This is a genomic window from Helicobacter sp. 13S00477-4 (assembly GCF_002272785.1).
GTDB lineage: Bacteria > Campylobacterota > Campylobacteria > Campylobacterales > Helicobacteraceae > Helicobacter_J.
Genome location: NZ_MLAS01000004.1, coordinates 20,998 through 42,764, shown reverse-complemented (window position 1 = coordinate 42,764; position 21,767 = coordinate 20,998). Strand labels below are relative to the sequence as shown.

Sequence of the window (21,767 nt, the reverse complement as noted above, 5' to 3'; positions counted from 1 at the left end):
TCCACTCCTTTGGTTTTTTAAATTTTAGGTGTTAATAATTTGCGTTTAAAGGCTGCCCATATGATTAAAATCAAGCTACAAGCTACAAAATAATATAAAAATACAGGTATAGGTACCGGATCTCCAGCTGCATAGCTATGCATACCTGATAAATAATAATTCACTCCAAAATATGTCATCAAAATAGAATAAAATGCAATCACACTTGCACTCGCAAAAATATAAGGCATAAATGCAAATCCCATAAACCTAAGGTGCAAAACAATCGCATAAATACCAATAGAAATCAATGCCCAAGTTTCTTTAGGATCCCAACCCCAATATCTACCCCAAGACTCATTAGCCCAAACACCTCCTAAAAAATTCCCAACCGTAAGCATCAATAAACCAAAAATCATACTCATCTCATTAATAGCATTCAAAGAAAGGATTATATGATCAATATTAGGTCGTTTAGGATTTCTAAAAATAAACATTATCAAAGTAATCACACCAAGAATAAAACACAACCCTAAAAATCCATAACTTGCAGTGATAACAGAAACATGTATATTGAGCCAATAAGATTTCAATACAGGCACAAGATTACCAATCTGAGGATCCATAAAACCAATATGTGCGACAAAAAGAGAAATACCTGCCAAAAAACTTGAAGCACAAAGGGCAAGATTTGATTTTCTAAAGAAAACAACCCCAGCTACTCCAGCAGCCCATGCAATGTAAAGCATTGATTCATAAGCATTACTCCATGGTGAATGCCCACTGACATACCAACGCAACACAAGCCCAAAAGTATGTATGAGTACGCATATGAGGATTAAAGTATAAAATCCTCTATGCAACCAAATATTTATGATTTTATCACGTAAAACAGCTATAAGGATTGTAGCAAATAAAGCAATGCCCAGCAAAATGTAAGGTAAAGTCAACTTATCAAAAAAATTCATATGATTCAAAAAAATTTCCGAATCAATTTTAGATTTTGATAAATATAAATCTTTACCATGAATCTGCTGGTATTTTGCAAGCTTATCCAACGCCTCATCTGCTTTACTCCATTGGTCATCAGCGATACCAATATCAAAGCCATCAAAAATATCATTCAGGATAGTCTTTATCTCTAAAGCTGTGCTTGGATCTGATTTTTTCAATGCAGCTAATGGACTAAGCCATGTAGAAGAGTTCTTATCTGGAAATATCCTCAAAATTTCCCCACTAAAAACCATATAAACTAAATTTATCCTCTCATCGACATTCAAAACATCTTTATCAAACGTACCTCTTTCATTGGGTTTCTTAAGATTAGCTTCTTGAACATAATTTTGCAATCGATATCCATTCGGACCAAAAGCATCTGAAAAAGCAATCCATTTTTGATCTACATCTACACCCAAAATTTCTCTCAACTTTGGGGTTGAAGTATAAATCATTTTAATATCTCGCCAATCATTTGGATAGAGCATCATCCCTAAAAATACCTGATTATTGTTTAACCCCATAAAACCATCTTTTTTTGTAATCTTATGCACAATATCCATAGCCATAGTATCAATAGGTTTGATACGACCACCAAAATCTTGCAGTTGGAGACGAGCAAATTTTTTAGTATGATCTTTAGAGTTTTTCTTTAAATTTTTAAGTCTTTGTAAAATCTCTGTTTGAGAGACTTCTGGGACAGATTGACTCTCTTGGATATTTGAATCTTGAGGCAAAGTTTGAGTCGCAGCAGGACCATGTGTTTGAATTTTGCCTTCAGAAGCATGTAAAATCTGCCCCATACTCAGTCCAAAAACAATCACAAATAGTAGACTTGCGATTTTTTGCTCCTTGAGGAATTGGGCTAATTTTCGGAATCTTCCTCCCTTAGCAAATAACATCCAAACTGCTCCTAAAATCAACATTGTATAACCAATATAAGTAGGGATTTTGCCCGGATCTTTATTGACTGAAAGTATGGTGCCTTTTTCATCTGTATCATAAGAAGATTGAAAAAATCTATACCCATCATAATCCAAAACATGATTCATATAAATTTTATAAGGCATCAATACTTTTCCTTCAGAATCTAAAACTTCTACTTCAGAAGCATAAGAAGAAGGACTCATCGATCCTGGATAATGCTCTAAATCAAATTTATTTAATTTTATAGCAAAAGGAAGTTGGATTTTTGTAACTCCCCAATTAATAAAAATCTTTACTCCATTATCAAAGATAGCCTCTGTATCTTGACTTACAATACCAGGTCCGCCAATAATATTATAAACCCGCTCAACACCATTATAGAAAGCATCTAAGACCAAAAAAGTATGATTATCACTCTTGTCTAAATTTTTTTTACGCACTTCAAGAGACTTTAATTCCAAAGGTTTATTGAAAATCATCACTGTTTTTTTAAACTTGTGTCTTGAAAATGCAGAAATATTAGTTGGAATGGATATTTTTTGCTCAATGCCATCAGCAGAAATAGCCTTGATATTAATGAAACTATCACTAGTAGTGATTGAAGATGTACTGTTACCTTCACGAATATGCATAGTCCCCTCAAATCCATAAAATCTAGTAACCCCTGCTCCAAAAATAATCACTACCAATGAAGCATGAAACAATATGCTTGCATATTTCTTTCTTTGCCAAGCTTTTGAGACAATCAACGTTCCAATCAAAACTATCAACAAATAAATATGCAAAAAATCAAACCAATAAGTATTATAAACTAAAGCCCTAGCAGCAGGAGTCCCATAATCATTTTCTATAAAAGTCGCTATCGCTGTAACAGTAGCATATATAAAAAGCAAGGGGATAGCAACCCAAAATGAACAAAAGAGTAGTTTAAAGGTTTTCATCAAATTACTCTTAAGAATTTGATTGTTTTAAAACAAAATCTTGAAGCATTTTATTGAGTTCTTTTTGATCTTTTGCCTTCTTCCACTCTCCACTTCCTATGAATTCAAGCATTGCCATAAATTGTTTTTCAGGCATATAACCAGGAAATTCTAAAATTGTCTTTCCATCGGTATCAGAAAAGACAATTGTAGGGGTAGGACGAACATCATACATTTGTCCTAATTGAGCTGTAGAAACTTTGACTTCTTTAGGATCATCTTTTGTACCTACTTTAAAATCATGCATTTTTGAATAACTTAAATTAATATAATAAGCGGTGAAATGATCTTTGATATAATCTTTCATTGTTGGCGTACTTTTAATATCTTTTTTGAGTTTTTCACAATAAGGACAGCCATTTGCGCCAAATACCATCATCATATATTTTCCATTCGGTGTGATGACCTTAGTATCATTGAATACATCTTCCAAACCTGCATAACTTTTTTTATCTAAATTTTCATTTTCTTTTTGCACTGCTTCTGGAATATCCGTACCTGTTGAAATCACACTCGAATCTATTTTATCCTCACTCTTACATCCAGAAATACCAATAGAAGCAATCAAAGTTATCATCAAGATTGCCAACAATAAAAAAGTTCTTCTCATTACTTTACTCCTTTTAGAGATTTTACCAAACCAAAGATTATTTCTACAAACTCTTGTGTATCATTCAAACAAGGGGATACAATATACTCTTTGACACCTGCATTTTGTGCCAATTCTCTATACTGAATACAAAGCTCATATTTTGTTTCAGAATTATCTATTGTAAAAGATAAAGGGTAAATGATGATTTTTTTATCTACGTATTTTTTAACAATTTCATCTGTGCTTGGACCTATCCATTTCATTGGACCGACCTTAGACTGATAAGACAACACTATATCTAAAAATTCAATACCGCTTTGCTCAATCATGCCCTTGAGTATCTCTACATTTTTTTCGCATTCTTCCTGATAAGTATCACCTTTTTGAACAATACTTTCAGGCAAACCATGTGCTGAAAAAATCAATACAAATTCTCTGCTATCTTGTTTTTGAATCAAACTTTGGATTTGAGAAATAATAGATTGATTGAAAGTAATATCATCATAAAATCTTTCAATTATTTTAATGCTAGGCTTATAATCAAGAAGCTTTAAACATCTATGCACTTCACTCAAAGAAGAAAGAGTTGTAGTGGTAGAATATTGTGGATACATACTCAATAAAATAATAGAATCAAACCCCTGATTTTGCAAATCCCTTAAAACATCTTCTGTATAAGGTGGAGTATACCTCATTGCATAAGTATAATACCTTTGAGCATCAAAACTATTAAGCTTTTGAGTCAGAGAAAAGATAGTCTCAACCATAGGAGATTTACCTCCAATGGCTTTGTAAATTCCTTTTGATGTTTCCAATCGTCTATTGACTATAAAACTACTGATAATCTTCCTAAAAAATCTACTCTTTATCTGCAGAATATAAGGATCATTAAAAAGATTGGTCAAAAAAGTTCGCACTTCATAAAGATTGCTTGGTCCGCCCATATTCAATAACAATACAGCCTCTTTGGATGTTTTGATATTTGATCCTTTCTGTATTTTTGTAAAAGTTCTAACCCCAGCTCCCATCGCTATTTTTGTATCTCTATGTAATCGTGCTATAATATTGAAATAAAGTTAATAATGATAAAATCTAAACCAAGAATCAAACTACTTAAATTTCAAAATCAGGGAGTTTTTATGCAAGAAATAGATATGATTGCCAAAGCGTTTAATGATGCAATATTTTTTCACGCTTTTTTTATGTATTTTATGCCACTCCCTTTTATCATCAATCTCTACACCTTATTTACCCAAAAAGACTATATAAAAATCAACCGTAAAATTTGGTTTGTGATGCCAATGATTTTTTTCTTGATTACTGTGGCTTTTTTCAGTGGAATATTTGTAATGGCAATGCAACATTTTGTCATTGACTCAAGAGTCTTTTTAATGATAGTGGGTGTATTGTTTATTTTTATTGGTGAAATCTTTCGCATAAAAAAACTAAAAATTGCTAAGACAAAAGAGTCGCTAATGATAAAATACCTCAAATATTGTAAAATACTCTATATCATTGATTTATTGTTTTGTATCTCTATATATTTTGCAGTCAAATTTTAAAAAATGCATTTTGCTTATCACAAAGATGCCAAAACTCCATCTCTAAAAATAGAAGGCAATCTCTACAACCACATCTATCAATCAAGACGTACAAAGTTACAAGAGAATATCTTGCTTAGAAATCTCAAAGATGATTATCTATATACTTATAAACACATTAATATTTCACGCAATCACTCTGAATTAAAACTTCAAGAAAGCCTATACCTTCCAATATTACCAAAAAAATATACCCACCTAATTTGGTCTATCATCCAAACAAAAAATATTGAAAAAATCCTACCTTACCTCAATCAAATCGGTGTAAGTAAAATAACTTTTTTCTATGCCAATCGAAGTCAAAAAAATGAAAAAATATCTTTAGATAAACTAGAAAAAATACTAATAAGTTCTTGTGAACAATGTGGCAGGAGTTCTATAATGACATTAGAAATAATGGCCAACACTCAAGAAATCTTACAAGCATATCCAAAATGCCATGTATTTGACTTTGGAGGCAAAAATATTTATCAAAATCCACCCGATCTCACAACAGGTATACTCATAGGACCAGAAGGCGGATTTGACCCACAAGAAAAAATATTATTCAAAGATAATAATATTTACACAACCCCTCAAAACATCACATTGAAAAGTGAGTGTGCAGCTCTTATTTTGGCAAGCTTAGGGAATCAATAACAATTCAAATACACTTTATAAGGTTGATGCCTATAATGATAATCATCAATCACTATTACAAAATGCTCACTTTGATTAGGTTTAATAACACTAGAAATTGAGCGAAGAAAACTTTTTTCTGCAAAAAATAAATTCCTCAAAACAACAGCCAACCTATCCCCACTCCTCAAAACATTTACCTTCACAAAACATTTATGGATATCTAATTTTCCTATATTTTTTATATCCATATCAATAAAAAAAGAATCAGTATATTCCAAAGGAGAAGCACGATTATACGAAACTTCAACCTTATATAGCTTTTCTTGCATTAAGTACCTGATGACAAAAGGTGGTGAAAACAAAACAACAAAAGCCAACAAAAATAAAATTGATGATAGGATTTTTTTAGTATAAAATACTAACCCCAGTCCAAAAATAAGCATAAAAATGATAAAAATAAATAAAAATAACCCAATCTCAATATAGCTCAGACGATAAAATACCATCAAAAGCAGATCTTTTATCTCTTCAATCATTGCTTTTTCTACTATTTTTCTCTTCTATGCCACTCATATTAGTCCTTCTTTTCAACTCTTGTCTTATCAAATCAGGACTGATATTTTTATGACTCAAGCCTACAAGAGTATGATAAATCAAATCTGCACATTCATAAATAATTTGTTCTTTATCATTATCTTTGATAGCAAAGGCAAACTCTCCAGCCTCTTCAACAATCTTTTTACAAATGGCATTATCACCTTTAGCATATAAAGAAGCTGTATATGATTTATCAGGAGACTCACCTTTTTTCTCTTGAAGGGTATGATATAAAACATCTACAATCTCATATTGACTGCTCATATCTATACTCTGACCCAAATGTTGAAATACACCACTTTCAATATCAATGCTTTGAAAAAAACAACTATCACGTCCAGTATGACAGACATTGCCCTCTTGTTGGACTTTCAAAAGCAATGTATCACAATCACAATCTATATATACCTCAATGAGTCTTTGAGTATGACCACTCTTTTCACCTTTTTTCCAAATACGTTCTCTTGTGCGAGAAAAATAATGCACAAATCCTGTCTGCAAAGTAAGCTCAAAAGCTTCAGGATTCATAAAACCTAACATCAAAATATCTTTGCTTTTATATTCTTGCACTATTGCAGGGATCAAGGGAGATTTTTCCCAATCTAATCTTTTTATAATAGATTTTATTGATTCTTGATCCATTTTCTAATACTTACTTCCCACTAGCTGAAGTGTTTTTTTGCTTATTCTTAGAATCTACCCATATATTAGGTACAGCTCCTCCGGGCATCAAAAATATTTGAGCATCTTTATTTGTTTTTAATGCTTCGTTAAATTTGCTTTGTGTCTCTATCTGTCGGAGTTGTAGCAATTTATCAGTCAAGCTCTGAGCGATACTTCTATTGGCTTGAGATTTTGCTTTCGCTTCAATCACAATGGCATCAGCAACACCCTGTGCTTTAATACGACTTGCATCAGCTTCACCTTTAGCCAATGCTGCTACCTTCTCTGCCTCTTGCTTAGAACGTTCCACTTCGTAACGTACCCTCTCAGATTCTTGTCTGGCAATCTGTACTTTTTCGATCTGTTCTTTGATATTTTGTGGCAAAACTATTTCTCGTAATTGCACAGAACTCAATTCAACAGGCGAATTGGGGAATTTTGACATTTCCTTGCTGATATCTGAACTTATCAGAGTAGCAATCTCATTGCGTTTGGTTGGCAGATCTTCAGCAGGATACCGACCTACAACACTCCTAACCACATCCCTGACTACTGGATTGATAATCTTTTGTTCCCAACTCAAACCATAAGTAGCAATGGTTTGTGGAGCAGTTTGAGGGTTTAGACGATATTGTACTGTTAGCTCAATTGAAACAGTAAGACCTCTAGAATCCATTACATTGATAGCATCATTTCTAAAAATACCCTGATTCTTACCCACAACCCCCATATCTTCTGTGCGAGAAAAGTTGATAGTCCTCACACGTGTGTCTACAACAATGATATTTTGTATCACTGGGACAAAAAAATGGATACCGGGCTGCAAAGGCGTATTATCATATTTTCCAGCCGTTACTTTGATACCAATCTCACCAGAATTGATGACTACAAAAGGTTTAGCGATTAAAACAATCACCACAATTATAATCACACCAATCAATGTAGAAATCTTTTTATTTATATAAAAATTTTGTGGGATATGAGGTGGCTTAAAACCTGAATTTTTTGGGGAATTATTATCACTTTTTTTAGGCTCTTCCTTGCCAAGCTGCTCATTCTTTTTTTTCAAATGTTCATTTAAATCAATGGGCATGTTTCTCCTTTTTTATTTAAATATAAGTCAAATAATGGCTATATTTGACATTTTGACCCATCACAAGACTAAAAAATTCTTTTTGTAGTCTCTGTGTGATTGCTCCAGCCTTACCTGAACCAATCACCCTAAAATCTAGCTCCTTCACAGGTGTGATTTCTGCTGCAGTCCCTGTAAAAAATGCTTCATCAGCAATATAGACTTCATCACGACTCACACGTCTTTGAACTACCTCAATGCCAATATCCTTAGCTATCTCAATCACAGTAGCTTGAGTGATAGATTCCAAAGAATTTTCATATGTAGGCGTGATAAGCACCCCATCACGAACTATAAAAAAACACTCCCCGCTCCCCTCAGCGACAAAACCACTTTCATCTAATAACAATGCTTCTTCACAACCACATTTCAAAGCTTCGTGTTTTGCCATTTGAGAATTCAAATAATTAGCAGCAATTTTAGCTTTTCCCATCATTGATTTTACAGAATTCCTAGCAAAAGAACTAGTCTTCACCCTAATACCATTGAGTATACCTTCTTCACCTAAATAAGCCCCCCATTCCCAGGCTGCTATCGCAACATTCACAGGTGCTTCCATGTGATTGACACCCATCACCCCATAGCCCAAAAACACAATGGGTCGGAGATAAACATTCCCCTCATAAGTATTTGCTCTCAAAAGCTCTATATGAGCATCTTCAAGTTGTTTTTGAGTATAAGGACATTCAATAGCAACAATCTTACAAGAATTGAGCAACCTTTTTGTGTGATCACTCAAGCGAAAAATCGCCAATCCTTTTGGTGTAGCATAAGCCCTTGTTCCTTCAAATGCAGCATTTCCATAATGTAGTGTATGTGAAAGTATATGTGTTGTAGCATCTTTCCACGCAACCAACTCTCCATCTTTCCATATATACTGTGCTTCTTTTATCATTTTAAACTCCACTTTATCCTAAAGTTAATGGACAATTCTATCAAAATCTATTCAATCAAATCAAAGTTATCTTCTTTTTCCTTCAGCATGCTTTGATTTTGAAAAATTTCCTCCCGAATCCCTTCCATTCTGTGATCTAGAATATCTCTTGTTACTTTTATTATTAAAAACTTTCCTTGAATTAGGCTTATTTGATTTATTTTCTTTCCCTGAATGTTTGTCTTCTATTTTAAGTATCTCTTGCCTGCTCAGACCAATTTTTCGTGATTTGACCTGCATAGCCAAAAGTTTGAGCGATAATTGTGAAGGATCTATTTTATCCTTGAGGCTTTCATAAAGGCTCACTATTTCATCAGTTACTTTTGCTTTTAAGATATTTTCAAGCATTTTATCTCCATCTGAGTTTACCATCGGGATTTCATAAAGTTCAAGCTTAGAGCCAATATCTTTTTGAATCCTTTGTAACTCTTTATATTCCAATGGAGTTACAAGAGTGATAGCTATGCCTTTTTTCCCAGCCCTCCCTGTCCTACCAATACGATGCACATAACTTTCAGGATTCAAAGGTATATGATAGTTAAAAACATGACTCACATCACTGATATCAAGCCCTCTACTCGCAACATCAGTTGCCACGAGTATATCAGCTTTTTCCATCTTAAAAGCATTGATAGATTGCCTCCTCTCTCTTTGTTCCATATCACCATGCAACGCCACAGATCTATATCCTTTCGCACTCAAAATACTATTGAGCTCATCAGCTTCTTTTTTCATCCGCGTAAAAATGATACTCCTTGAAGGGGATTGCGTATCAAGCAACCTCATAATGGCATCATTCCTCTCGCTTTCATTGATGACATAAAAACGTTGTGAGATATCAACATTTGTAATATTAGTAGGTGTGATTTTAATATTCACAGGATTGTCCAATATCCTATCAGCCAAAGCCCGTATCTGTTGTGGCATCGTAGCTGAGAATAAAAGCACTTGAGCATCACTGGGCAAATAACTAAAAATCTCTTCAATATCATCTAAAAACCCCATATCTAACATTTCATCACTTTCATCCAAAACGACCATTTTAGGGACAAAATTATCAATCCTATTGTTTTTGAGATGATCTAGCAATCTACCGGGTGTAGCTATCATTACCTGAGGCATTTTTTGGATAAATTCACATTGTCTTTTGATACTTTGCCCTCCATATACACATACTGTCCTTGTCCTAGCAAATTTTCCTAACTTAAAAACTTCATCACTAATCTGCATAGCAAGCTCTCTAGTAGGTGTGATAACAAGGGCTTCAATCGTCTTATCATTTTTAAGCCTATTGATGATAGGTAAAGCAAAAGCTGCTGTTTTTCCTGTCCCTGTCTGGGCTTGAGCAATGACATCTCTTCCTTCCAATACTGCAGGGATAGCTTTAGCTTGTATCGGGCTAGGTGTTGTAAAACCTGCTTCAATGATACCTTTCAAAACTTGGGGTTTGAGTCCAAGCGAGTCAAAGCTAGACTCAATTTCATTTACTTCTTGATTGCATTTTTCTTTTGGCATTTTTGCTCACTTTAATATATTTTTAGATGGCAAAAAGCCAAAAATCTTTCACAACCAGACTTTTTGCTATTGTAATTATAACAGAGTATTCTCCCTTTTATTTGAATAACCCTGCTTGAATAACTTGAATAATGTTTTATGCATCTTTTATATCAAAGATAAAAAAATAATAATCCATTGATTTAATATTTTATGCTTTACTTAGAATCTTAAAAGCAAGAAAGTGAGGTTTTTTGAATGTTTGACAATACCCTGATGGAAATTTTTTATTCCGCACCAATGAGTGCTTCTTTGCTCGCAGGAATATTGACTTTTTTAAGCCCTTGTATCTTGCCTCTAATTCCTGCCTATATGTCTTACATATCTGGTGCCTCTCTTGAAGAGCTAAAATCTGGTCAAACAAGCAAAATAACAATACTCATCAAATCTCTTCTATTCATCCTTGGCTTTGGGATTATTTTCATCCTATTGGGTGCCTCAATGGCAAAGCTTATTGAAAACTTCCTGATTGGAAGCTGGTTAAATTATGTAGCTGGCGGGGTAATCATCATTTTTGGTTTGCATTTTATGGGTATATTACGTATCAATTTTTTATACAAAACCAAAAGAACCAACCTAGAAATCAAATCAAAAAATAAATTCCTCAATTTCATCTCACCTTTTATTTTGGGGGTGAGTTTTGCACTGGGCTGGACTCCTTGTATAGGACCTATTTTTTCAAGCATCGTCATACTCAGTGGCACTCAAGAAGGTTATGGATTAGCATTAATGACTATTTATACCATTGGTTTAGGTATCCCTTTTTTGATAGTAGCTATCATGCTAAACCAAGCATTAGGGCTACTGAACAAAATCAAAAAATATACTCGAATCATTGAAATCATCTCAGGACTCCTTCTCATCATCATTGGTCTGATTATCCTAAGTGGTTCTATGCAGAATTTGAGTCAAATTTTATTAAACAAACTTGGAGGCATCTGATGAAAATCACATTTTCTATTATAACCATATGTTGTTTTTTGGCACTTTTAAATGCACAAGAAGATATGATACCACAAGCCTGCGATCAACCTACAGATTCCAAAGGGTTGAAAGGCAGTTTTCTAAATGATGGTAGCTTAGAAGGACAATATTGTGATGGACACGATTATGCTTCAGCACAAGAATCCAAAGATTTTAAAAAAGATAAAACCCTCAATAACCTAAAGTCTTTCCTTGATTCCTCACAAACAAAAAATACAAATATCCAATCCCATTGACATCAAAAACAGAGATTTTTTAAACGGAGTTGGATACAATAACATTCAATAAATATATTTTCAATCATGAATGCAAAAAGGAAATAATAAATGTTGATAAAAAATGGGGTTATTTGCGATCATTCTCAAAATAAAAAAGCAGATATCCGCATTCAAGATAAAAAAATAGTCCAAATTGCTCCCCAACTCACCCCACTAAAAAATGAAAAACAAATCAACTGCGATGGGAAAATCATCACTCCAGCCCTCATCGATCTGAATGTATACCCCAAAAGCAAAATCCTTTCTCAATCAAGCTTAATAACCCTATCAAAAAAATGCCTCAAAGGAGGTGTAGGCACTATCTTATTGCTCCCAGATACTACACCTGCTTGTGAAAATATAGCCATCATTGAACTCATCAAAATCATCGATACTAAGACTGAAATCACCCTCCTCCCTTCTATCAAACCCACCAATAACGAAAACAAACTCAATGATATATCTATCCTACACTCACAAGGAGGCAAAGTTATCTACATTGATAGCCACATTGATGGAAACAATCTCTTACGGATAGCTCAATATTCATCAATGCTCAATATCCCTCTGATATGCTTCGCTCAAGACCCAGAGCTTGCCTCAGGGGTTATCAATGAAGGAGAATTAGCCTCTACCTTAGGCTTGCCAAGCATATCGCCTCTCTCTCAAACCAAAGAAATAGCAAAATTTTCCCAAACCGCAAGACACCTGAATGTAAAAATTTTATTCAACACCATTACAGAAATACATTCTTTTGAAATCATTAATGATTTCAAATCAAAACATACCCCTATATTTACCCAAACCCCTATCCATCACCTCATACTAGATGAAAGTTCCTGCAAGCACTACAACACAAGAGCTAAGCTAAACCCACCCTTAAAAGATACTCCTTCCAAAGCCTTCCTGCTAAAATCCCTCAAAGAAAATAAAATCGATATGCTTACCTCTCTACAATGTGCAGATTACAACTCTAAAAAAGATCTAGTCTTTGAATTAGCAAGCTTTGGGGTTGATAGTATTGCTCATTATTTTGCTCTAGCTTATACATACCTCATCAAACCCGGCCATATCACTTTAGAACATTTTTTACGCATCGCTTCAAAAAATCAATCTGATTTCCTCTCTTTGCAAAAAGGTGAAATTGCTTTGGATAAAGATGCCGATTTGATGATAATCGATCCAAATGACTACACACACATCACAGATACTTTCTCTCCCTATCACGACCAAAAGCTCAATTCCAAAATACAAGCAATGATTATCAATGGTGATTTTTATGAATAATTTATCCGTTTTCTTTCAAAAAATACCCCCCTCAATAGAAGATTTTGCCCTTGTGTTGATAAAAGCATTGCTTATCCTTGCTATTGGAATATATGTATCCAAATTCATCTCAAAAAAAATCAAAAAAACCATTTGCAAAAAAGACCCTATATTAGGGAATTTCATTTCTCAAGTAGTTTTCATCGCTCTTTTCATCATCGTCATAATCACAATGCTAAGCAATATCGGTGTACAAACCACTTCTATCCTCACTATCATAGGCACTGCTGGTGTGGCTATCGCACTCGCTCTAAAAGATTCACTCTCTAGCATCGCAGGAGGCATTATCCTCATCATATTGCGACCTTTCAAAAAAAACGATACCATTGAAATAGGCTCAATAATTGGCAATGTAGAGTCCATCAATCTTTTCAACACAACCATACGACTCCCTGATGACAAGCTAGCCATCCTACCAAACCGCAACATCGCCAACGCAAATATCATCAACTGCACAGACAGCGACAAAAGACGAATAGAATGGGTATTCCACATAAAATACACAAATGACATAGAACAAATCCGTCAAATCATCCAAAATGTCATCAGCAAAATGGACAAAATCGATCCAAACACATCTGTCTTCATTGGAGTAACTGAATTTGGCTCAGATTCTTTAAGTTTCACCATCAGGGTATGGGCAAAGATCAAAGACAATGTCTTTGCTATCAAAAGCGAGCTGATAGAAAAAACTCAAGCTGCCCTAAATGAAGCAAAAATCCAAATCTCCCCTCAAAAACTCAACATCACCCTCTCATCAAAAGAATCACAATGACAAATCACATCAAACTCATAGGAGCTAGCAAAGTTTTTATCTGTAATGAAGCATTCGATATCATTTCTAATGGTGGGGTTGCTTTTGAGTGCTTTGAAGACAAAGAAAGTAAAATCATTGAAGTAGGGGATTATCAAACTTTAAAGAAAAAATACCCAAATGCAAGCTTTTATGATGACTCTGTGATTTTACCTGCTTTCATCAATACACATATCCATTTTGAATTTGGGAATAATATTTCAAGCTTCATATATGGTAGCTTTGAAAAATGGCTTGAAAGTGTGATGCAAAAACGCGATGAAGTACTAAATGATATCCAATCATCTGTAAAATCCTCTATCCAAGAACAACTCCAAAGCGGTGTAGCGACTGTGGGTGCTATCAGTAGCTATGGGCAAGATATGCCTATTTTGGCAAATTCAGATCTAAGGGTTATATATTTCAGTGAAGTCATTGGTTCTATACCTGTGGCATTAGATTTTTTATATGAGAGTTTTTCCTCCCGCTACATTGCCTCAAAAGGATTCAAATCACACAAATTCACACCTGCCATTGCTCTGCATTCACCCTATTCTGTCCACAGCATATTGGCAAAAAAAGTGCTTGAAATTGCCAAAAAAGATAATTGCTTGCTTTCAACCCATTTTTTAGAGTCAGCTGCTGAGAGAGAATGGCTAGAGGATCAAAAAGGCTGGTTCAAGACCTTTTATAAAAATACTTTAAAAATCCCTTCTCCAAAGCCCCTTTATACTATCAAAGAATTTTTAGACCTCTTTGAAGGGATGAGGGTTTTGTTCACACATTGTCTTTTCGCCACTCATAAAGAGCTTTTGACAATATCAAAAAACGGCTATGTCATCTCCTGCCCTCGCTCAAATCGCTTGCTCAATAATACCTACATAGACCTATCTATGCTCAAATCTGCAGGACTAAACCCCATTTTTGCCACCGATGGCAAAAGCTCTAATGACAACTTGAATATGCTAGATGAGCTTAAATGTGCGTTATTTTCTTACCCAAATATACAGCTAGAAGACCTAAGCAAAACCCTCATCTTAGGAGCCACCAAATACGCTGCCAAAGCACTCAACCTCAAATCAGGTGCATTAGAATCTGACAAGTTTGCAGATATCAGTATTTTTGAATGCCCACAAATCGCCAAAAGCAGCCAACCTTCTTTGCAATTTCTCCTCCAATGCAAAAAAGTCAAAACCCTCTATATCAATGGAAATGCAGTGATTCAAAATCAGATTCAATAAAAACCCTAAAAAACAAATTTATAGCCAAGCATCAGTTGGATAGGTTTGTAAATATTAGAGTCATAGCTATCAGGATTTTTGGCAAAACTAAGATCATACACAGGTATTTTAGCTACAAATTCTATGCGGTGATGTTGGGCTAAAAATAGGGATATTCCTGTGCGAACTGAACTAAAAACTTCAGGAGCTACAAATGAATGAAGATTCTCTTCATCGTAGTAAAATGTTTTATCTGAAAAAACAGAACTTACCCCCCCCTCAACCCCACCAAATAATCCCAAAGAATTATTACCACCAAACTCAATCACATCTAACAATATATCTGCCCCTAAAGCTATGTTGATTATGCTTGAAGGATAATGAATCTTATTAATGACTTGATTGACCAAATCAGTCCTACCATAACCTCCTGTAAAAAACCACCTAAAACCTATGAATTGATTTTTATCAAAATAATGTTGTGTGCCTAGATTGATATTGATTAGCCATCCTGTTCCTTTGTAGGCATTTTTGATATAACTAGCTGGGGTTATCATAGAACCTGTAGAATCATAAGAAGCTTCTGTATTTACATCTACCCTATCTATAGTATGCCCATTGTCTATCCCTATGAAAAATCTTGCTTGTGCAAAAGAGATGAAAGAAGCTATGATAAATAAAAATGCAAATATGCTTTTATGTAGTGGATTCATTTGATTTTCCTTTATTCTTGCATGATTATATCAAAATTCAATATCGACATGAAGATAAAAATGTAAAATATTTTATTCTTTTAAATAAATTTAAGTAATATTCATTTAAAATATAAAAAATTAAATATATAAATATAATAATGAAGGAATTTTTTATGAATTTATGCAATCTATTTAAAAAAATATTGAGTTTATTGATAAGTATTGCACTCATTGTTATCCAACCCACCTTTGCTATAGACAATACCCCAGATATTCCAAATATCATCATTGATACTTCCAAAGTCATTGACAATAACCCCACTTTAACAAAAGCTCCCAACGGAGTAGATATCATCAATATCGCTTCTCCCAATCAAGGAGGCATTTCTAATAATTATTATGAAACTTTGAATGTAGACAATAAAGGTCTTATCTTCAATAATTCAAAAGATTTATCCACAGATACCCGATTAAGTGGCTGGATAACAGGCAATCCTCACCTAAAAGACAAAGAAGCCAAGCTGATTTTGAATCAAATCACAAGCAATAAAGATTCTTCTTTGCTAGGCTTCATAGAGACAGCAGGGGGAGTAGCAGATCTCATCATCGCCAACCCTAATGGCATCACTTGTAAAGGCTGTGGCTTTATCCATAATAACTCTGTGAGCCTCATCACAGCAAATTTCAATCCAGAAGAAAACAATAAGTTTGATGACCTAAATAACCTTCAAAAAACACTCAACCTTATGGTTCAAAAAGGACATATCAATATAGAAGCCTTGAATGCTTCTAACATCCCTACCCTCAATCTCTTATCCCAAAGCATCACTATCAATGGCAAACTCAATGCCAATACCCTCAATATGATCCTAGGACAAAACAAAATCAACTTGGATTTCAACCACAATGCTCCTATCTTATTGTATGAACCCATCAGTATTCAAACAGCAGACAATCAAGACAAAACCTATCTAGCCCTAGATGTGAGCTATCTAGGCAGTGTGTTGGCAAACTCTATTTATCTGGTAGCCACACAAGAAGGCATAGGCATCAAAGACTCTGGCATCATAGCCACCACCCCATCTACCAAAGCAGGGGATGGGGGATTTAGCATTGATGTGAATGGCAGGGTTGAAATAGCTTATCCCAAAGAAGGGATAAGGAGCATAGATTTTATAGATAGAACTCCAGCTGAGGATAGCAGCTTTGGCAATGAAGGTTTGGATACTGATAATCCTAACCCTATCCCAATGCTCTATGCTACTAGTAGCCTCAATATCAAATCCAAATCCCTCCAAAACCACTCCCTTATCTTTGCTAAAGGGGATTTAAAGATTGTATCTGATGTGATTGACAATATAGGGGTATTGGAATTAGAAAATCAAATCATCTCTAAAGAATCTCATTATGGCTGGTGTGAAGACAATAGAGCTGATAGTGCTTGTGGCACAGCTAAAAAACATAGCATTTTTGATTATACCACCACTATCACAGAAGACAAACTCAAGCAAGAAACCTATAGCCCTGCATTGATACTATCTGAGAACAATATCCATATCAAAGCCCTAAAACTCAATAATGACTCTTCCCTCATCAAAGCCAAAGGAGACAATATCCTTGAGGTCAAAGATATCACCAATAATACCCCTGTAGCAAAGAGGATGGTGAAAAAAGATGGCACTAGGAAGGATTATGATAGGTATGGATACTGTGTAATTGGAATACCAAGCTTTTTGGGGGGAAGCGAACAAGACTGGAATTGCGAAAGTCGAACACGCACTTACCCCTTCCACCCCGCTCCTGCTATCTCTTCGATAGAGATAGATTACCCTAAGATCGATTTGTCTGCTTTGATGGTTTTTTATCAAAAAGACTTTTTGGATTCTAAGCTTGATAGTTTCACAGAACTCCAATCAATCATAGAATCCAATCCCATCTATACAGACAAATCACAATTTTTGAAATCTGATATTTTTACTGCTTATCTAAAAAATAGGCTCAGGGAAAATCCATCTATCGCATTAGACGCTTTGTCTGCTCAATCTACTCCTTCAGATCCTATAGCTAATCTCTCTTCTCAAAGGGCTTTATTAGATAACTTCAATCAAAATCAAAAAGAAAATATTTTAACCAACCTTGCTTCAGAGCATATACAAAAAGATTTCAAAACTTTGGAAAATATTTCATCGACTCATACGGGTATCTTTGGGAATGATATTTTTATCATAGGGGATAGTTTGAAAAACACTTCCTTCATAGCTTCTACTTCAGATATGACTATCCATACACCCTATGTCTTGAATCAAAATGGCTCTATCATCGCCAAAAATGATGTATCCATTTATGCTGATGGCTTCAAACACATTTCTTCCAAACTCAAAGGCAGTGATGTGAATATCATAGCAAAAGACATCATCATTGAATCAGGAGTGAATCAAAAAGATTTTTCTTTAAAAGAGGCTCAAAGCATTTTTCCTTATAATCTATCCTCACACCACCAAAATGCCTATCCTTTTGGTGTAGAAAAAATTATCTATTCTTCTTCAATCGCTTCGCTTGACTCGCTCTCAAGCATCTCTTCTGACAATCTTTCTATCAATTCACAAGATGTGTATATCAAAGGAGCATCATTACAAGCAAAAGATAAGCTCAATATCAAAGCTTCCAATGCCTCTATCAATACGCTTGCTTTATACCAAAACTATTCTGATGACGATCAAACCCATCAAAATCAAGAACAATTACAATCAAGCCTAAAAGCAAATAACATCAGTATTGATACAAACAATGACTTGAAAATGACTTCTATAGATTTAAAAGGCAATGAATCTATTGCTATTGCCAGTGGAGGGAGTATCCTTATCGACACTGCTCAAAATACTTCTTTTATAAAAAATATTCTAACTTCTTATTCTCATAAAATTCTAGAATCTACCAAGACTGATACTACCAACATTGATAGTTCTACGACTCATATAGCCAATACCTTAGCAGGCAAAAACATCTCTATGAGCAGCAAAGGTGATTTGAAAGCCTATAACCTTTCTGTGAAGTCCGATGAAAAACTAGCCCTATCTTCTGACAATAATCTAACTTTGAGCAATCTAGCTGATAGCACTTCACATACACAAGACATCCATTCAAAAACCACTGGGATTGACTTTTCTTCCAAAGGGGATAAATACACTTTGAGCTATGGCACAGATACAAGTGATTCAAAAGACTTTAATGCTGCCTCAATCCATCACAATCAAAGCATCCAAGCCAATAATATCTACCTAACTTCGGGCAATCAAATCTCTATCCAATCTAGCGATCTGAAAGCACAAGGAGATATCAAAATAGCAGCCCAAGACATTAGTATCATTTCTTTAGAAGATGAGCACAAACAAGATTATACTAAGACTACGACTTCAGATCGCTTCGGCATCTCTGTATCCAAAGCAGATGTAGGAGAAATCTTGGGCAACTTGGGCAAGAAAGCAATCGCCTCCACAGGCAAAACACTCTCAAAACTCTATGACAATCCCAAAGATATCTTGCACAAAACAGGTAATTGGCTCCAAGAGCAATCAAACAAGATCAAAGCACCCTCTAGCCTAAAAGATACAGACCTAAATGTCTCAGTAGGTTTCACTCATAGCAAAACACACCAGAGTAAAAGCCAAACTCAAACCATCGCTTCTGCTTCTAACCTCAAAGCCAATAATATTGCTTTGAGCACAAGAGGTGATATTAATATCATAGGATCAGATTTATCTACAAACTCAAATATCAACCTCACTGCCAATAACCTCAACATAACAGCTGCCAAAAATACAAATATTCAAGATAAAACCTCTTCAGAAGACATCATAGCAGGCTCTATTTCTGCTAATCTTGGCAAAAATACTGGATTTGGCGGAGAATTCTCTTATGATCACAACCACTCTTCTGCTCACCTAAAAGCCTCTTCACATACAGCCTCAAGCTTGGCAGGCAAAAACATCTCTGTGCATACAACAGAGCATACCACCATCACTGGCTCCAACCTCAATGCCTCTGATAATACCCTCATCCAAACCACTCATTTCAAAATGACTGCCTCAAAAGATGAAGCTTCTTTTCAGAGTCAAAGTCAATCTTATGGAGGCAAAATAAAAGGCTCATATAATGGGATAAACACATCACTTGGATTATCAGGTCATTATTCTGACTCACGCCACACCATAAATACTATCCATCACAATGCCTCATCACTAAATACTCAAAACCTAACCCTCCAAGCCAAAAAAGATACTCTCATCGCTAGCTCTGATATGAATGTGAGCGATTCTGCCTCTATCAGTGCAGATTCTTTGAGTGTCTATGCCCTCCAAGATACTCATCAAGACAAAGCAAATGCCAAAGATTTTGCAGGAAGTATAGATGGCTCCATAGGAGTCCATACACAAGCAAATGCCAACCTCACCATAGGCATATCTGATATATCAAAACAAAGCACTACCCATCAAAATGCCTCTATCAATGCCAACAAACTCAACATCAACATCAATGAAGATGTAAACTTAATAGGCGGGGATATCTCAACCTCTTCTTTGGACAATCAAATCAAGGGCAAAACACACATACAAGATATCCAAGATAAAAGCACCTCAAAAAACTATAGTGTCGTAGGTACAATGAGTCTGAGTACTTCTGCCAAACCCACCGCACTCTTCACCCCTACATATCAAGAGAGTATCTCTACACACACCCAATCAAGTGGTATTTTTATCACTCAAGAAAAACACAGCCCAACCCAGCCAAAAACCACTGACAAAAACCTTGATGATATAGACAACATAACCAATCCAGCCCAAGACACTATCAATTCACTCCTAAACACACACCAAAAATCAACCCTATTCATACAAGACACTCACAACCTAATCAACTTCATCAAAAACAATCAAAACTCACCCATCAAGCAAATCCTAAAAAACATCGCTTCAGGAGTATATGAAGAAAGCAAGCCTCTATTGAACTCAATGCTAAATATCCCACTTGATACAACCAGCTCAATCATCAAGAATACTATCGACAAAAAGCCTAACCCATCACTGAAACAAACCCTCAATAATATGGGAGAGCAAGCAAGTCAAAATGCTGTGGACTTTGGGCAAAAAAGGATATGGGGGAGGTACTGGTAATGAGTCAAATTCAAAAACACACAATGGAGGCAATATGAACACACAAAATACGACCAATCAACACATCAAAATAAACCCAACTCAAAAGGAAAATCAAATGAATCCACTACATAAAAGCATATTTGCATTACTCTTTGTCATCGCTTCTTTCATCTCTTTTGCACAAGCAAGATTTTTTATGGGTATTGATGATGGTTATAGCATAGACACACTAGATTATGACAAAAAGTCTGATACAGGAGAAAAAGCCTATATTAAAAAAATTTATAAAGGAGGGGGTAATCTTTTTAGCCTCAATCTAGGCACACAACATTATTTTGATAAAAATCAATTCATAGGTTTTAGGTGGTTATTGAATTTAGAGTATGGCAATAGTGTGATAAAAAATCAATTCACCGGAAGTAGTTATTTTACCACAATGCTTGGAGGGAGTATAGCTTTGGATATTCTTTTTGATGTCTTAAAACTCCCAAATTCTTCTAGCATTGGATTTTTTGGTGGTATAGATGCAGGGAGTGAAGATTTGTTCATAAAAGAAGGAAAAACATTTCTTTTTTACACACCTCAAATCCAGCTAAAAGCCCATGCAGGTCTTTCGATCTTCATTGCTGATCATCACCGCATAGAGTTTGTAGCTAAAATCCCTGTGTATACTCATAGTTTTCATATTAATGACAGAGTAATGATTTATAAACCTATCCAACTGATGCTTGGTTATAAATTTGTATTTTAACGATAAAGGAAA

Annotated in this window: 17 protein-coding genes and 1 pseudogene; 9 read left to right on the top strand and 9 right to left on the bottom strand. The window is 34.9% G+C overall.

Features of this window, described 5'->3' with window-relative positions:
- Nucleotides 1-17: 17 nt before the first annotated feature.
- Genes ccsA through hemH form a run of 3 tightly spaced genes read right to left on the bottom strand, consistent with a single transcriptional unit; the run spans nucleotide 18 to nucleotide 4,502 of the window.
- Nucleotides 18-2,843, bottom strand: coding sequence for a cytochrome c biogenesis protein CcsA (ccsA, locus tag BKH44_RS02940; protein ID WP_095269910.1), 2,826 nt, complete (start codon nucleotides 2,841-2,843; stop codon nucleotides 18-20).
- A gap of 10 nt (nucleotides 2,844-2,853) precedes the next feature.
- Nucleotides 2,854-3,492, bottom strand: a complete 639-nt coding sequence (locus BKH44_RS02935) for a thioredoxin fold domain-containing protein (RefSeq protein WP_095269908.1) — start codon at nucleotides 3,490-3,492, stop codon at nucleotides 2,854-2,856.
- The gene (gene hemH, locus BKH44_RS02930) at nucleotides 3,492-4,502 is read right to left on the bottom strand and encodes a ferrochelatase (protein ID WP_095269906.1); all 1,011 of its coding nucleotides are present in this window, start codon (nucleotides 4,500-4,502) and stop codon (nucleotides 3,492-3,494) included. The genes BKH44_RS02935 and hemH overlap by 1 nt, the downstream gene beginning before the upstream one ends.
- Before the next feature lie 111 nt (nucleotides 4,503-4,613).
- Between hemH and BKH44_RS02925 the strand changes: the two genes are divergently transcribed.
- A complete protein-coding gene (locus BKH44_RS02925) occupies nucleotides 4,614-5,036 on the top strand; it encodes a hypothetical protein (protein WP_095269904.1) in 423 nt (140 codons plus the stop codon).
- Nucleotides 5,037-5,039: 3 nt separating this feature from the next.
- Nucleotides 5,040-5,714, top strand: coding sequence for a 16S rRNA (uracil(1498)-N(3))-methyltransferase (locus BKH44_RS02920; protein WP_095269903.1), 675 nt, complete (start codon nucleotides 5,040-5,042; stop codon nucleotides 5,712-5,714).
- Here the strand turns inward: BKH44_RS02920 and BKH44_RS02915 are convergent.
- From BKH44_RS02915 to BKH44_RS02895, 5 genes and pseudogenes are all read right to left on the bottom strand, one after another.
- The gene (locus BKH44_RS02915; RefSeq protein ID WP_095269901.1) at nucleotides 5,708-6,232 is read right to left on the bottom strand and encodes a DUF2393 family protein; all 525 of its coding nucleotides are present in this window, start codon (nucleotides 6,230-6,232) and stop codon (nucleotides 5,708-5,710) included. The genes BKH44_RS02920 and BKH44_RS02915 overlap by 7 nt on opposite strands.
- Nucleotides 6,225-6,935, bottom strand: a complete 711-nt coding sequence (hisIE, locus tag BKH44_RS02910) for a bifunctional phosphoribosyl-AMP cyclohydrolase/phosphoribosyl-ATP diphosphatase HisIE (protein WP_095269899.1) — start codon at nucleotides 6,933-6,935, stop codon at nucleotides 6,225-6,227. The genes BKH44_RS02915 and hisIE overlap by 8 nt, the downstream gene beginning before the upstream one ends.
- A gap of 10 nt (nucleotides 6,936-6,945) precedes the next feature.
- Complete coding sequence (locus BKH44_RS02905; RefSeq protein ID WP_095269897.1) at nucleotides 6,946-8,049, bottom strand: SPFH domain-containing protein; 1,104 nt, start codon at nucleotides 8,047-8,049, stop codon at nucleotides 6,946-6,948.
- Between the two features lie 16 nt (nucleotides 8,050-8,065).
- Nucleotides 8,066-8,980, bottom strand: a complete 915-nt coding sequence (locus BKH44_RS02900; protein ID WP_095270036.1) for a branched-chain amino acid transaminase — start codon at nucleotides 8,978-8,980, stop codon at nucleotides 8,066-8,068.
- 237 nt (nucleotides 8,981-9,217) lie between these two features.
- Nucleotides 9,218-10,537 (bottom strand): annotated as a pseudogene (locus BKH44_RS02895) (DEAD/DEAH box helicase); the annotation flags it as partial.
- A gap of 237 nt (nucleotides 10,538-10,774) precedes the next feature.
- On the opposite strand from BKH44_RS02895, the gene BKH44_RS02890 reads away from it, so the two are divergent.
- The 5 genes from BKH44_RS02890 (at nucleotide 10,775) to BKH44_RS02870 (ending at nucleotide 15,177) form a co-directional block, all read left to right on the top strand.
- On the top strand, nucleotides 10,775-11,518 hold the full coding sequence (locus tag BKH44_RS02890; protein ID WP_095269893.1) for a cytochrome c biogenesis protein CcdA: 744 nt from the start codon (nucleotides 10,775-10,777) through the stop codon (nucleotides 11,516-11,518).
- Nucleotides 11,518-11,796 carry a hypothetical protein gene (locus BKH44_RS02885; RefSeq protein ID WP_095269891.1) on the top strand — a complete coding sequence of 93 codons (279 nt, stop codon included), beginning with the start codon at nucleotides 11,518-11,520 and terminating at the stop codon, nucleotides 11,794-11,796. Before BKH44_RS02890 ends, BKH44_RS02885 begins: the two co-directional genes overlap by 1 nt.
- Before the next feature lie 90 nt (nucleotides 11,797-11,886).
- On the top strand, nucleotides 11,887-13,104 hold the full coding sequence (locus BKH44_RS02880) for an amidohydrolase family protein (RefSeq protein ID WP_095269889.1): 1,218 nt from the start codon (nucleotides 11,887-11,889) through the stop codon (nucleotides 13,102-13,104).
- Nucleotides 13,097-13,918, top strand: a complete 822-nt coding sequence (locus BKH44_RS02875; protein ID WP_095269887.1) for a mechanosensitive ion channel family protein — start codon at nucleotides 13,097-13,099, stop codon at nucleotides 13,916-13,918. Before BKH44_RS02880 ends, BKH44_RS02875 begins: the two co-directional genes overlap by 8 nt.
- Nucleotides 13,915-15,177, top strand: a complete 1,263-nt coding sequence (locus BKH44_RS02870) for a metal-dependent hydrolase (RefSeq protein ID WP_095269885.1) — start codon at nucleotides 13,915-13,917, stop codon at nucleotides 15,175-15,177. The genes BKH44_RS02875 and BKH44_RS02870 overlap by 4 nt, the downstream gene beginning before the upstream one ends.
- A 5-nt stretch (nucleotides 15,178-15,182) precedes the next feature.
- Here the strand turns inward: BKH44_RS02870 and BKH44_RS02865 are convergent, their stop codons facing one another.
- The gene (locus tag BKH44_RS02865; protein WP_095269883.1) at nucleotides 15,183-15,869 is read right to left on the bottom strand and encodes an outer membrane beta-barrel protein; all 687 of its coding nucleotides are present in this window, start codon (nucleotides 15,867-15,869) and stop codon (nucleotides 15,183-15,185) included.
- A gap of 155 nt (nucleotides 15,870-16,024) precedes the next feature.
- Between BKH44_RS02865 and BKH44_RS02860 the strand changes: the two genes are divergently transcribed.
- Together BKH44_RS02860 and BKH44_RS02855 are read left to right on the top strand one after the other, a co-directional pair.
- Nucleotides 16,025-21,022: a hemagglutinin repeat-containing protein gene (locus BKH44_RS02860; protein WP_180674094.1), complete on the top strand. Its 4,998-nt coding sequence runs from the start codon at nucleotides 16,025-16,027 to the stop codon at nucleotides 21,020-21,022.
- Nucleotides 20,976-21,755 carry an outer membrane beta-barrel protein gene (locus tag BKH44_RS02855; RefSeq protein WP_095269879.1) on the top strand — a complete coding sequence of 260 codons (780 nt, stop codon included), beginning with the start codon at nucleotides 20,976-20,978 and terminating at the stop codon, nucleotides 21,753-21,755. Before BKH44_RS02860 ends, BKH44_RS02855 begins: the two co-directional genes overlap by 47 nt.
- Nucleotides 21,756-21,767: the final 12 nt, after the last annotated feature.